Origin of the sequence: Paraburkholderia silviterrae (assembly GCF_004353915.1) — a bacterium.
GTDB lineage: Bacteria > Pseudomonadota > Gammaproteobacteria > Burkholderiales > Burkholderiaceae > Paraburkholderia > Paraburkholderia silviterrae.
In genome coordinates this window covers 363,964-378,035 of sequence record NZ_SMRP01000003.1, presented here as the reverse complement: position 1 = coordinate 378,035, position 14,072 = coordinate 363,964, and the positions used below count along the sequence as shown (strand labels likewise).

At 65.7% G+C, this 14,072-nt stretch carries 10 protein-coding genes; 5 read left to right on the top strand and 5 right to left on the bottom strand.

Annotated elements, in window-relative coordinates:
• Positions 1 to 29: 29 nt before the first annotated feature.
• Entirely contained in the window at positions 30 to 2,348 is a 2,319-nt protein-coding gene (locus EYW47_RS09185) for a DNA translocase FtsK (protein ID WP_133194548.1), read from the bottom strand.
• Between the two features lie 431 nt (positions 2,349 to 2,779).
• Here EYW47_RS09185 and trxB point away from each other — a divergent pair, with 431 nt between their 5' ends.
• Positions 2,780 to 3,775 (top strand): thioredoxin-disulfide reductase, encoded by a 996-nt coding sequence (trxB, locus tag EYW47_RS09180; RefSeq protein WP_133194547.1) that lies wholly within the window; start codon positions 2,780 to 2,782, stop codon positions 3,773 to 3,775.
• A gap of 190 nt (positions 3,776 to 3,965) precedes the next feature.
• Positions 3,966 to 4,739, top strand: a complete 774-nt coding sequence (locus EYW47_RS09175; protein ID WP_133194546.1) for a Smr/MutS family protein — start codon at positions 3,966 to 3,968, stop codon at positions 4,737 to 4,739.
• Between the two features lie 102 nt (positions 4,740 to 4,841).
• On the opposite strand, the gene EYW47_RS09170 is transcribed toward EYW47_RS09175, so the two are convergent.
• The 4 genes from EYW47_RS09170 to EYW47_RS09155 form a co-directional block, all read right to left on the bottom strand.
• Positions 4,842 to 5,963 carry an ABC transporter ATP-binding protein gene (locus tag EYW47_RS09170; protein WP_133194545.1) on the bottom strand — a complete coding sequence of 374 codons (1,122 nt, stop codon included), beginning with the start codon at positions 5,961 to 5,963 and terminating at the stop codon, positions 4,842 to 4,844.
• An 81-nt stretch (positions 5,964 to 6,044) separates the two neighbouring features.
• A complete protein-coding gene (locus tag EYW47_RS09165) occupies positions 6,045 to 6,902 on the bottom strand; it encodes a carbohydrate ABC transporter permease (protein ID WP_205710040.1) in 858 nt (285 codons plus the stop codon).
• Positions 6,892 to 7,833: a carbohydrate ABC transporter permease gene (locus EYW47_RS09160; RefSeq protein WP_133194544.1), complete on the bottom strand. Its 942-nt coding sequence runs from the start codon at positions 7,831 to 7,833 to the stop codon at positions 6,892 to 6,894. Before EYW47_RS09160 ends, EYW47_RS09165 begins: the two co-directional genes overlap by 11 nt.
• Positions 7,834 to 7,972: 139 nt before the next feature.
• Positions 7,973 to 9,220, bottom strand: a complete 1,248-nt coding sequence (locus EYW47_RS09155; RefSeq protein ID WP_133194543.1) for an ABC transporter substrate-binding protein — start codon at positions 9,218 to 9,220, stop codon at positions 7,973 to 7,975.
• A 649-nt stretch (positions 9,221 to 9,869) separates the two neighbouring features.
• On the opposite strand from EYW47_RS09155, the gene zwf reads away from it, so the two are divergent.
• From zwf to EYW47_RS09140, 3 genes are read left to right on the top strand one after another with little or no spacing between them, the layout of a single operon-like run.
• Positions 9,870 to 11,336: a glucose-6-phosphate dehydrogenase gene (zwf, locus tag EYW47_RS09150; protein WP_133194542.1), complete on the top strand. Its 1,467-nt coding sequence runs from the start codon at positions 9,870 to 9,872 to the stop codon at positions 11,334 to 11,336.
• Between the two features lie 52 nt (positions 11,337 to 11,388).
• Positions 11,389 to 12,090: a 6-phosphogluconolactonase gene (gene pgl, locus EYW47_RS09145; protein ID WP_133194541.1), complete on the top strand. Its 702-nt coding sequence runs from the start codon at positions 11,389 to 11,391 to the stop codon at positions 12,088 to 12,090.
• Positions 12,071 to 13,993 (top strand): bifunctional transcriptional regulator/glucokinase, encoded by a 1,923-nt coding sequence (locus EYW47_RS09140; protein ID WP_133194540.1) that lies wholly within the window; start codon positions 12,071 to 12,073, stop codon positions 13,991 to 13,993. The genes pgl and EYW47_RS09140 overlap by 20 nt, the downstream gene beginning before the upstream one ends.
• Positions 13,994 to 14,072: the final 79 nt, after the last annotated feature.

The window sequence follows — 14,072 nt, the reverse complement described above, 5'->3', positions numbered from 1 at the left end:
GCAAGCGCCGTGGACGACGTCGATCGGCCTCAATCGGCGTCGCGCGCTGGCGCGAGAATCTCGCGGTTGCCGCTCGACGACATCGCCGAAACGAGCCCCGACTGCTCCATCTGTTCGAGCAGGCGCGCCGCGCGGTTGTAGCCGATGCGCAGATGCCGCTGCACGAGCGAAATCGACGCGCGCCGGTTCTTGATGACCACCTCGACGGCCTGGTCGTAGAGCGGATCGGACTCGTCGCCGGTGCCCGAAGCGCTGGCCGAGCCTTCGTCGCCGTCGCCCGCTGTGCCGCCTTCCAGAATCCCTTCGATATAGTTCGGCTCGCCCTGCTCCTTGAGCTTGTCGACCACGCGATGCACTTCTTCGTCAGCGACGAACGCGCCGTGCACGCGCACGGGCAGCCCCGAGCCCGGCGGCAGGTAGAGCATGTCGCCCATGCCGAGCAGCGACTCGGCGCCCATCTGGTCGAGAATCGTGCGCGAGTCGATCTTCGAGGACACCTGGAACGCAATCCGCGTGGGCACGTTGGCCTTGATGAGGCCCGTGATGACATCCACCGAAGGCCGCTGCGTCGCGAGAATCAGGTGGATGCCGGCCGCGCGCGCCTTCTGCGCGATGCGCGCGATCAACTCTTCGACCTTCTTGCCGACCACCATCATGAGGTCGGCGAGTTCGTCGATCACCACGACGATGTGCGGCAGCTTTTGCAGCGGCTCTGGATCGTCCGGCGTGAGGCTGAACGGGTTCGGGATCTTCTCCTCGCGCTTGTTCGCCTCTTCGATCTTGTTGTTGTAGCCCGCGAGATTGCGCACGCCCAGCTTGCTCATGAGCTTGTAGCGGCGCTCCATCTCGGCCACGGTCCAGTTCAGCGCGTTGCTGGCCTGACGCATGTCGGTCACGACCGGGCAGAGCAGGTGCGGAATGCCCTCGTAGACGCTCATTTCGAGCATCTTCGGGTCGATCAGGATCATGCGCACCTGCTCGGCGCTGGCCTTGTAGAGGAGCGACAGGATCATCGCGTTGATCCCCACCGACTTGCCCGAGCCGGTCGTGCCGGCCACGAGCAGGTGAGGCATCTTTGCGAGATCGGCGCAAACCGGCTTGCCGCCGATGTCCTTGCCCAGACCCATGGTGAGCGCCGAAGACGCGTCCGCATAGACGGCCGAGCCGAGGATTTCGGAAAGGCGCACGGTCTGGCGGCGCTGGTTCGGCAGCTCGAGCGCCATGTAGTTCTTGCCGGGGATCGTCTCCACCACGCGGATCGAGACGAGCGAGAGCGAGCGGGCGAGGTCCTTTGCGAGGCCCACGATCTGGCTGCCCTTCACGCCGGTGGCAGGCTCGATCTCGTAGCGCGTGACGACCGGGCCCGGATACGCGGCCACCACGGCCACGTCCACGCCGAAATCCTTGAGCTTCTTTTCGATCAGGCGCGAGGTGAACTCGAGCGTGTCGTCCGAGATCGTTTCCTGGGCCTTGGGCGCGGGGTCGAGCAGCGAGATGGGCGGCAAGGTGGAGTCGCCGGGCAAGTCGGTGAAGAGCGGCACCTGGCGCTCCTTCTCCACGCGCTCGGAGCGCGGCGGCGTGACCACGGGCGGCACGATCGTGACCGGCTCGTGCTCCTCGATCTTCACGCGACCGCGCTCGACCTTGCCCTCGCGCTTGACCGCGGCGACCTCGCCGAGCTTGCGGTCGCGCCCCGCCTCACGGTGCAGCTTCGCCATCGTCACCGCGTTGATGATCGACTCACCCACCCTTTCGGCCACGTTCAGCCACGAAAATCGGAAATACAGCGACAAGCCGATCGCGAGCGCCAGCAACAGCGCGAGCGTGCCGCCGGTGAAGCCGAGCGCATGCGAGACGCCATGCGCGACGGCCTCGCCCACCACGCCGCCCGGCGCGCGCGGCAGTTGCACCTTGAGCGACCACATCCGCAGCGCCTCGATGCCGTCGCAGGCGAGCAGCACGAGCACGAACGCCAGGCCTTCGGCCACCCAGCTGTGGTCGCGCGGCTTGTCGTCATCGTCATCTTCGGGGAGCGCTTCGTGGCGCGTGATGCGCTTGTAGTTCTTCGAGATGTGGCGCGCGAGCAGCACGACCCACCAGTAGGCCGAGAGGCCGAACAGCAGCAGCAGGATGTCCGAGGTCCACGCGCCGACGCGCCCCGCCCAGTTCGAGATGTGGTCGACCTGCGCGGCGTGGGTCCAGCTCGGATCGCGGCGGCTATAGCTGATGAGCGCCATCAGCAGGAACACGCCTAGCGCGACCTGCAGGAGCCAGCGGATTTCGGTGAAAAGACGCGACATGCGATTAGGCAATGCCTGCGCCTGCGCGGAATAAGGAGCTTTGGCCATTGAATCCTGGTGATTCTTGATGCTTGCGCGGTCCGGGCGCACTGCCGGGGCTCCGGCAGACCGGCCCGGCCGCCGACGTCAGATCCGGCCTATTGTAAACGCGTTGTTTAGGCCCCGGCGGCCCCAGGCTGTAAATGAGGGTAACTGACAACGGCGCCTTGGGGCGTCAGGCGCGCCGGCACGCGTGACGCTCCGGGCGGGCCCATGCTATCGCGCCGATCAGAAACCTCGATGGAGCATCAAACGCCCCCGGCCTTTATAATTGCGCGCTGATGCCCAACTTCTTGCGTGTGCCCCGCCGCACCACCGGGCGGCCCGCCTGCAGATCCCGGTAACGGAGCAGGCAACTGGGCACGAAACCGCGCGGCAAGCCGCGCGGCAAGCGTGCCCCAGGGAACCGCGCCACGCAGCGCCTTCTACGGAATTCGATCATGTCCGCAACCAAACACGCCAAAGTCCTGATTCTCGGTTCCGGCCCCGCCGGCTACACGGCAGCCGTCTACGCGGCGCGCGCGAATCTCTCGCCGCTGCTCGTCACCGGCCTCGCCCAGGGCGGCCAGCTCATGACCACGACCGACGTGGAAAACTGGCCCGCCGACCCGAGCGGCGTGCAAGGTCCGGAACTGATGCAGCGCTTTCTCGAGCACGCCGAGCGCTTCAACACGGAAATCGTGTTCGATCACATTCACACCGCCAAGCTCAACGAAAAGCCGATCCGCCTGATCGGCGACTCGGGCGAGTACACCTGCGATTCGCTCGTCATCGCCACCGGCGCGTCGGCGCAATATCTCGGCATGCCGAGCGAAGAGCTCTTCATGGGCCGCGGCGTCTCCGCCTGCGCGACCTGCGACGGCTTCTTCTATCGCAACCAGCACGTCGCCGTGATCGGCGGCGGCAACACGGCCGTCGAGGAAGCGCTCTATCTCGCCGGCATCGCGAAGAAGGTCACGGTCATCCACCGCCGCGACAAGTTCCGCGCCGAGCCGATCCTGATCGACCGCCTGCTGGAGAAAGAAAAGGAAGGTGTCGTCGACATCAAGTGGGATCACGTGCTCGACGAAGTTCTCGGCAACGACGGCGGCGTGAACGGCCTGCGCATCAAGAACGTGAAGACCGGCGCAACCACCGATCTCGACCTGCAAGGCGTGTTCGTGGCGATCGGCCACAAGCCGAACACCGACATCTTCGCAGGTCAGCTCGAGATGAAGAACGGCTACATCATCACGAACGGCGGCCTGAACGGCAATGCCACGGGCACGAGCGTGCCGGGCGTGTTCGCCGCCGGCGACGTGCAGGACCACGTCTATCGCCAGGCCATCACGAGCGCCGGCACGGGCTGCATGGCCGCGCTCGACGCGCAGCGCTATCTCGAGACCGTCAACGAGCTCGGCCAGCCGCACGTGATGAGCGCCGAAGCCGAGCGCTGATCCGCTCGCCGGGCTGGCCGCGAATCTGGCCCGCCCGGCCCGCAACACGGCGCGCCGCGCCTGGCGACTCGCCGCCAGGCCGGTAAAATAGCGACGTCAAGCCAGACGGCGCATCGCAAGAGGGCCGCGGCCAGCCAGCCGGCGGCCCTTTGCTTTTGCCGCGCCACCGACTTACCCAGCGTCTTTCGCCATGCCCAAGAACGTGCCCCATCCGGGCGAGCCCAAGCGCCCCGCATCCGCGCGCCCCACCCCGGCGCCCACGCCTGCCGTCACGCCCGCGGCCGAACCCGGCAAGGCCACCACCGGCTTCGCCGGCCTCGGCGGCCTGCGCGACGCGCTCAAGACACAAACGCGCCAGCGCGAACGCGAGCGCGCGGCCGCCAAGGCGGCGCGCGTGGAAGCCGCCGCCGACAGCGACCTGTTTCGCCGCGAGATCGGCCAGGTGGCGCAGCTCAAGCAGCCGCCGCGCGCGCAGCCCCGACGCGCGGCGCCCGTGCCGCTGCCGCTGCAAACGCGGCTCGACGAGCAGGCGGTCCTGCACGAAGCGATTTCCGACGACTTCGACCCCGAAGCCTTGCTCGACACCGACGACTCGCTCTACTACCACCGCCCCGGCGTGAGCGAGGAAATCGTCAAGAAGCTGCGGCGCGGTGCGTGGATCGTGCAGGCGCAGCTCGACCTGCATGGCATGCGCCGCGAGGAAGCGCGCGAGGCGCTGCAGACCTTCATCCGCGAGGCGGGCAAGCGCGGGCTGCGCTGCGTGCGCGTGATTCACGGCAAGGGGCTCGGCTCCGTGGGCAAGGAGCCGGTGCTCAAGGGCAAGGTGCGCGCGTGGCTCGTGCAGAAGGAAGAAGTCATCGCATTTTGCCAGGCGCGGCCGCACGACGGCGGCGCGGGCGCGGTGCTCGTGCTGTTGCAGCCGCATGCGCACGGGCATGGACAGCATCACCCGCACGCGCGCTGATCGATCCCATCGCCAGCGCGGCCGGATATAAAAAGCCCCATTCACTGCGCTCGCAGAGAATGGGGCTTTTTTATCGCGCCAGGAAAACCCGGCGCACTGCGATCAGGCGATGCGCGCTTCCGTCTTCGGATCGAACAGCACGGCCTTCGAGACATCGAACAGCAGCTCCATGCTATTGAGCGGCTGCGGATTCGCGCCCGGGTGCACGCGGCTCACGACCCGCTTGCCGTTGACCTGCGCGAACACGAGCGTGTCCGGGCCGGTCGGCTCGATCACGTCGACCTTCACGGTGTGGCGCTGCAGCTCGTGACCGTGGCCGTCGTGCGCGCTGCGCGCGTCGGTGATGCGCTCCGGGCGCAGCCCCAGCACCACCTCCTGGCCAATATGGCTGCGCAGCTTGTTTGCCTCGAACAACGGCAGCTTCAGCACGTTGCGCGCGACGCCCGTGTCGAGCTCGATGCCGACGCCCGAGCCCTGCTCCACCAGCTTGCCATTGATGAAGTTCATCGGCGGCGCGCCAATGAAGCCCGCCACGAAGAGATTCGAAGGCGAGTCGTAGATCTCCTGCGGCGCGCCGAACTGCTGCACGATGCCGTCCTTCATCACGGCGATGCGGTCGCCGAGCGTCATCGCCTCGATCTGGTCGTGCGTCACGTAGACGATCGTCTTGCCCACGCGCTGATGCAGCAGCTTGATTTCGGAGCGCATCTCGATGCGCAGCTTCGCGTCGAGGTTCGAGAGCGGCTCGTCGAACAGGAACATGATCGGGTCGCGCGCGAGCGCGCGGCCCATGGCGACACGCTGGCGCTGGCCGCCCGAGAGCTGGCCCGGCTTGCGGTCCAGCAGATGCTGGATCTGCAGCATGCTCGAGACGCGATCGACGATCTGCGCCTGCTCGGCCTTCGGCACCTTGCGGATGTTCAGGCCAAACGAGATGTTCTCGCGCACCGTCATCGACGGATAGAGCGCGTACGACTGGAACACCATGGCGATGTCCCGGTCCTTCGGCGAGAGGTTGTTGACGACCTTGCCGTCCATGCAGATCTCGCCCTTGGTGACGGTTTCGAGACCCGCGATCATGTTGAGCAGCGTCGACTTCCCGCAGCCCGAGCCGCCCACGAGAATCAGGAACTGGCCGTCTTCGATGTCGATGTTCACGCCCTTGAGGACGGGCACACCGTTCGGGTAGGTCTTGTAGACGTCGCGAATGGAAAGGCTTGCCATGCTATGAATCCTTTTAATCGATACGCAGCGCTCTGCGTGGGGCCCGAGCCAGTGCTTTGCACTGACTCAGGCCGACAGGTATTAGCCCTTCACCGCGCCCGCCGTGAGGCCGCGCACGAAGTAGCGGCCGGCGATCACGTAGACGAGCAGCGTGGGCAGCGCGGCGATAATCGCGCCGGCCATGTCGACGTTGTATTCCTTCACGCCCGTGGACGTGTTCACGAGATTGTTCAGCGCCACCGTGATCGGCATCGAATCGACGCCCGAGAACACGATACCGAACAGGAAGTCGTTCCAGATCTGCGTGAATTGCCAGATCAGACACACCATGAAGATGGGCAGCGAGATCGGCATCATGATGCGCGTGAAGATCATGAAGAAGCCGGCGCCGTCGATGCGCGCGGCCTTCACGAGCTCGGCGGGCACGCTCACGTAGAAGTTGCGGAAGAACATCGTGGTGAACGCGATGCCGTAGACCACGTGCACGAGAACCAGCCCGCCAATCGTGTTCGAGAGGCCGAAGAAGCCTTCGAGACGCGCCATCGGCAGCAGGATCGCCTGGAACGGGATGAAGCAGCCCACCAGCAGCATCGTGAAGAGCGCGTCCGCGCCACGGAAGCGCCAGTGCGTGAGCACATAGCCGTTGAACGCGCCGATGATCGACGAGATCAGCACGGCCGGAATCACCATCTTCACGGAGTTCATGAAGAACGGTTGCATGCCGTCACAGCGCACGCCGGTACAGGCGCCGCTCCATGCCTTCAACCACGGCGCGAAGCTCGGATGCGCGGGCAGCGTGAGCATGTTGCCCGTGTGCAGCTCGTCGAGCGTCTTGAGCGACGTCGAGAGCATCACGTAGAGCGGGAACAGAAAGTACAACGCGAACAGGATCAGCGCCGCGTAGACGAACACGCGGCTCACCTTCATCTTAGGCTGCATTGCGCGTGCTCCTCGATTCCAGGTACATGAGCGGCACGAGCACGGCCACCACCGTCGCGAGCATCATCATCGACGAAGCTGCGCCGACACCGAGCTGCCCGCGGTTGAACGAAAACGTGTACATGAAGATGGCCGGCAGCGACGACGACGTGCCCGGCCCCCCTGCGGTCAGTGCAACGACGAGGTCGAAGGTCTTGATCGTGATGTGGCACAGGATCAGCAGCACCGAGAAGAACACGGGGCGCATGCTCGGAATGACGATCTTGCGGTAGATCGTGGGCAGCGTCGCGCCGTCCACCTGGGCGGCCTTGAAGATTTCGCTGTCGACGCCGCGCAGGCCTGCCAGGAACAGCGCCATGCAAAAGCCCGTGGACTGCCACACGGCGGCGACCACGATACAGAAAATCGCCTTGTCCGGGTCGTTGAGCCAGCCGAGCTGGAAGCTCGTCCAGCCCCAGTCGTGGAGCACCTGCTGAATACCGAGATCGGGGTTGAAGATCCACTGCCACGCCGTGCCCGTCACGATGTACGAAAGCGCCATCGGATAGAGGAACACCGCGCGCAGCGCGCCTTCCTGGCGGATCTGCTGGTCGAGCAGGATCGCGAGAAAGAGCCCGAGAAACACACAGATGCCGATGAATGGGACGCCGAACCAGCCGAGGTTCTGCGCCGACGTCCACCAGACGTCGTTGCTGAACAACTCGCTGTAGCGCTGGAAGCCCGCGAATTCGTAGCGCGGCATCAGTCGCGAATTCGACAGCGACAAATAGCCGGTGATGGCGATGAAGCCGTAGACGAACACGAGGCTGATCAGGATGCTGGGCGAGAGCACCAGCTTCGGGATCCAGCGGTCTGCGAGCGCCGCCATCGGCGACGTGCGACGTGTGGCAGGCGTGGCCGCCTTGCCGTTGCCGCTAAGAGAAGCAGTCACTGCGCAACTCCTGGTACGGTGCGAAACATTACGGACTCCACACGATGATGGGGGTCGGTTCGACCCGTCATGCACGGGGTGCGCCGCATGCGGCGCACCCCGCCTGTTTCATTGCATCAACTTCACGGACTGACTTCGCTTACTTGGTCTTGGCGGCCTTGGCGAGCGCTTCCACCGCGCTCTTCGAGTCCTGGTTCGAGTTCATGAACTTCGTGACGACATCGGTGATCGCACCGGCCGTGGCGTCCGGCTGAGCCATGCCGTGGGCGAGTGAGGGCACATAGCCGCCGGCCTTGATCGCGGTCTGCTCATCCGCGTACGACTGCTTGCCGCACGCGTCGAACTTGCTCATGTCCACGCCCAGACGCACCGGGATCGAGCCCTTGTACAGGCTGAACTGCTCCTGGAAAGCCGGGCTCATGATCGTCTTCGCGAGCGCGAGCTGGCCCGGCGTGGCCGCCTTCTGGCCCTTCTGCTGGAAGAACACGAACGAATCGACATTGAAAGTGTAGGCCTTCGAGGTGCCCGGCACCGGCGCGCAGACGTAGTCCTTGCCCGGCTCCTTCTTCGCGTTCTCGAACTCGCCCTTGGCCCAGTCGCCCATGAACTGCATGCCGGCCTTGCCGTTGATGACCATGGCCGTGGCGAGGTTCCAGTCGCGGCCCGTGCGGGCGTTATCCATGTACGACTCGATCTTGCGGACCGTGTCGAACACGCCCACCATCTGCTGCGAAGTCAGGGTCTTCTCGTCGAGATCGACGAGCGCCTTCTTGTAGAAGTCCGCGCCCTGCGAGAGGACCACGTCTTCCCAGAGCGTCAGGTCCTGCCACGGCTGGCCGCCCGCGGCAACCGGCTGGTAGCCCGCGGCCTTGAGCTTGTCGGCGAGCGCGAAGAACTCCGGCCACGTGGTCGGCGCCTTGCCGCCCACCTTGTCGAGCGCAGCCTTGTTGATCCACAGCCAGTTCACGCGGTGCACCGAGAACGGCGCGCCCACGTAGTGGCCGTCCGCGCGCATGATCTTGTCGATTTGCGGCGGCAGGTTGGCCTTCCAGTCGCCGGCGGCCGGGTCGATCGGCACCAGCACGCCCTGCTCCGCCCATTCCTGGATCAGCGGCCCCTTGATCTGGGCTGCCGTGGGTGCGTTACCCGAGATCACCTGGGTCTTCAGTGCGGTCATGGCCGCCGCGCCCGCGCCACCGGCGACCGCGAAGTCCTTCCACACATAGCCCTGCTTCTGCATGTCGTCCTTGAGCACGCCGACGGCCTTCGATTCGCCACCCGAAGTCCACCAGTGCAGCACTTCGAGAGACTCGGCCGCCTGCGCGGTCGCGACGCCGGCCATGAGACCTGCGGCGCACAGGGCGCCCATGATCGCTCGGAATTTCATTGCTTATCTCCTCCAGACACCTGATCAGTAAGAACAGCTGGCCCCTGATGTCACCAGGGTGCGGTGTGGTTAATACAGGCACAAAAACAGGCAAAACACTGGACGGGTCGGGCGCCGGAGTGCCGCGCGCGCGTTTTTTCTTTGGATGCGCGCGGGCCGCGGGCCGGTGTCCGGCCGCTGGACGCTCAAGAGATGAGTAGTTCGGAACGCAAAGACTGTCTCCTCTTTTGATTTTCTCCGGCCGCGCTCGCAGGCGCGACGCTCGACCAGTCAAGGCGCCGCGCGCATCGGTCAAAGAGGCGCGGCGGCCGAACATCCCGCTTCCGGTAGCCGGCAGGCCTCTTCGAGAGACCTGACTGAGCGCCGGGAAGGTACATGGACGAATCCATTGTCCGTTAACATTAGGGACGTTCCGTCCAATCCGCGAAAACCGTGTGCAGGACCGCCGCAAACCCATGCTGCGCCGCGCTTGCCTACGCTTTTTTCATCGAATGAACGTTACCTCTTGATTTGGATTGTAGTTAAACTACAATTCAGTGTCAAAAAAAATTTTATCGGACTACGGCCGCCTGAGCGGTGCTCGATCGACATCCTGCGCGAGCCCCGCCGGAACTTGTTCCCGCGGCCTTTCTGGACTGTGACGGAGACTATGCAAAGCCCTACCGATTCAGGCTTCACGTTCGTGCTCTTCGGCGCCACCGGCGACCTGTCGATGCGCAAGATCCTGCCAGCGCTGTTCGAAGCGCACCGCTCGGGCATGCTCGCCGCGTCGGGAAGAATCGTGGGCGTCGCACGCCACGAGGACGATCGCGACCAGTACCTCCAGTGGGTCAACGAGCACGTCAAGCCACACGTCTCGAAGAATGGTCTCGACGAGGCCGCCTGGGCGAGCTTTCTCGAGCGCATCGACTATGTGAAGCTCGACCTTTCGCGCGCCGAGGACTTCACGCATCTGCGCGACGGCATCGCGTCGCTGCCCGGTATCCGCGTGTTCTATCTGGCCACGGGCCCGTCGCTCTTCGTGCCGATCTGCCGCGCACTCGCCTCGGTCGGCCTGAACGAGCGCGCGCGCATCGTGCTCGAAAAGCCGCTCGGTTACGACCTCAAATCGTCCAATGCGATCAACGACGCCGTGGGCGAGATCTTCGCCGAAGAGCAGATCTACCGGATCGACCACTATCTCGGCAAAGAGCCGGTGCAGAACCTGCTCGCGCTGCGCTTTGGCAACGCGCTCTTCGAGCCGCTGTGGCGCCGCGAATGGGTCGAGAGCATCCAGATCACGATTGCGGAAGAACTGGGTGTGGAAGCGCGCGGCGACTTCTATGACAACACCGGCGCGCTGCGCGACATGGTGCAGAACCATCTGCTGCAGTTGCTCTCGATCGTCGCCATGGAGCCGCCGCATTCGATGGACTCCGACTCGGTGCGCGACGAGAAGCTGCGCGTGCTGCGCGCGCTCAAGCCCATCAACCCCGCCGATATCAGCAAGGTCGCCGTGCGCGGCCAGTACCATGCGGGCGTGATTCGCGGGCAGCAGGTGCCGGGCTATGCGACCGAGCACGGCGTGAAGCCCGATAGCCGCACCGAAACGTTCGTCGCCCTGAATGTCGAGATCGAAAACTGGCGCTGGGCCGGCGTGCCCTTCTTCCTGCGCACGGGCAAGCGTCTTGCCGACCGCGTCGCGGAAATCGTGGTGAACTTCCGCCCCGTGCCTCATTCGGCGCTGGGGCCGACGGCGCTGCGCCCAGGCTCCAATCGTCTGGTGATCCGCCTGCAGCCCAACGAGAGCATTCGTCTGTACTGCCTCGCGAAGCAACCCGGTGAGGGCATGAACCTCGCGAGCGTTCACCTCGACCTCGCGTTCGACCAGTTCTTCCGCGAAGGCCAGATGGAGGCGTATCAGCGTCTTTTGCTCGACGTGATCAACGGACGCCTCGCGCTCTTCGTGCGCCGCGACGAACAGGAAGCCGCATGGAAATGGGTCGAGCCCATCCTCAACGAATGGGCCGCAACGCCCCGCCCGCCCAAGCCGTACGCGGCGGGCACGTGGGGACCGGCGGCCTCGAGCGCGATGCTGGCGCAGCACGGCACCTGCTGGCTCGAAGAAGAGAATTGAACGGACAGATGAACACCCCCGCAGATCGACAAAAAAGCCGCCTGGAGGAGAAGTGATCGAGCTTCACGTATTCGACGACCCGCGCGTCCAATCCGACGCGCTGGCGCGAGCCGTGGGCGACGCGCTACATGCGTCGCTCGCCGCGCTTACAGCCGCGCCCGGCACCGGCGTGCGCCGTGCAACGCTCGCGGTCTCAGGCGGCACGAGCCCGCGTCCGTTTCTCGAAACCCTGTCGACGCACCGCTTCGACTGGGCGCGCACCGACGTCACCCTGGTGGACGACCGCTGGGTGCCCGAAACGGACGCCGCCAGCAACGCGCGCCTCGTGCATGAGACCTTGCTGAAGCACGAGGCGGCGCAGGCGCGCTTCCTGCCGCTCGTCGACGTCACGCAGACGCTGGACGCGCACGTCGCCGCGCTCAACGCGGACCCGCAGCGCCTTGTGCCCAACGTCGCGGTGCTCGGCATGGGCGAGGACGGCCACACGGCCTCGATCTTCGCCGACGCGCCCGAGTGGCACGAGGCCATCACCACGGCGCGCCCGTTCGTGGCCGTGCATCCGCAGGCGGCGCCGCACGCGCGCGTTTCGTGGTCGATGCAGGCGTTGCGCCAGGTGGATCGCCTGTTCCTGCTGATCGCGGGCCAGCGCAAGCTCGACGTGCTGCAACAGGCCGCCGCGGCAGAACAGAACAACGCCATCTCGAAGCTGGCGAACGACAAGGGAGTGAGACTCGATGTCTACTGGTGCGCCTAACAAATCCGCCCCTGGCGCGGGCCAGCACGCCGACGGACCGCGGCTGCTCGCCGACATCGGCGGAACCAACGCGCGCTTCGCGCTGGAGACGGGCCCGGGCGAGATCGGCCAGGTGCGCGTGTATCCGTGCGCCGACTATCCGGGCGTCGCCCAGGTCGTCCAGCAGTACCTGAAGGACACGAAGATCGGCCGCGTGAACCACGCGGCCATCGCCATCGCCAACCCGGTCGACGGCGACCAGGTGCGCATGACCAATCACGACTGGACCTTTTCGATCGAGGCCACGCGCCGCGCGCTCGGCTTCGACACGCTGCTGGTCGTGAACGACTTCACCGCGCTCGCCATGGCGCTGCCGGGCTTGACCGACACGCAGCGCACCCAGGTGGGCGGCGGCCAGCGCCGCCAGAACAGCGTGATCGGCCTGCTCGGGCCGGGCACTGGCCTCGGCGTCTCGGGCCTGATTCCCGCCGACGACCGCTGGATCGCGCTCGGCAGCGAAGGCGGCCACGCGAGCTTCTCGCCGCAGGACGAGCGCGAAGACATCGTGCTGCAGTTCGCGCGCAAGAAGTGGCCGCACGTGTCGTTCGAGCGCGTGTGCGCGGGCCCCGGTATCGAGCTGATCTATCGTGCGCTCGCCGCGCGCGACAAGAAGAAGCCGGCCGCGACCATCGACACGGCCGAGATCGTCAAGCGCGCGCACGACGGCGAGGCGCTCGCGGTGGAAACCGTCGAATGCTTCTGCGGCATTCTCGGCAGCTTCGCGGGCAACATCGCGATGACGCTCGGCTCGCTCGGCGGCATCTATATCGGCGGCGGCGTGGTGCCGCGTCTGGGCGAGCTGTTCGCGCGCTCGTCGTTTCGCCAGCGCTTCGAGGCCAAGGGCCGCTTCGACGCCTATCTCGCGAACGTGCCCACCTATGTCATCACCGCCGAATATCCGGCGTTTCTCGGCGTTTCGGCGATCCTCGCGGAGCAGCTCTCGAACCGCGCGGGCGGCGGATCGTCGGCGGTGTTCGAGCGCATCCGCCAGATGCGCGACGCCCTCACGCCCGCCGAGCGGCGCGTGGCCGACCTCGCGCTGAACCATCCGCGCTCGATCATCAACGACCCGATCGTCGACATCGCGCGCAAGGCCGACGTGAGCCAGCCCACGGTCATCCGCTTTTGCCGCTCGCTCGGCTGCCAGGGGCTCTCGGACTTCAAGCTCAAGCTCGCCACGGGTCTCACGGGCACGATTCCCGTGAGCCACAGCCAGGTGCATCTGGGCGACACGGCGACCGACTTCGGCGCGAAGGTCCTCGACAACACCGTCTCGGCCATCCTGCAGTTGCGCGAGCATCTGAACTTCGACCATGTCGAAGAAGCCATAACGCTGCTCAACAGCGCGCGGCGCATCGAGTTCTATGGACTCGGCAACTCGCACATCGTCGCGCAGGATGCGCACTACAAGTTCTTTCGCTTCGGTATCCCAACTATCGCTTACGGCGACCTGTACATGCAGGCAGCCTCGGCCGCCCTGCTCGGCAAGGGCGACGTGATCGTGGCCGTGTCGAAGTCGGGCCGCGCGCCCGAGCTGTTGCGCGTGCTCGACGTCGCCATGCAGGCCGGAGCGAAGGTGATCGCGATCACCTCGAGCAACACGCCGCTCGCCAAGCGCGCGACCGTGGCGCTCGAGACCGATCACATCGAGATGCGCGAGTCGCAGCTTTCGATGATTTCGCGCGTTCTGCATCTGCTGATGATCGACATCCTCGCGGTGGGCGTCGCGATCCGTCGCGCGTCGCCCGATGCGGACATGGGCGACGCCGTCGAAAAGGCCCGCGAGCATGCCGACGACGACGCCTCCGCCGTGCTCGACTGGCTGAGCCACGGCGCGTCTTCGTCGGCGCGCGCGAGCGATTGACGTTATGAAGCGGCGCGAATGCGACAGCGCGCAACGACGTCGCCGCATTTAACGCCATGAAAACGTGATGCAACGCAAA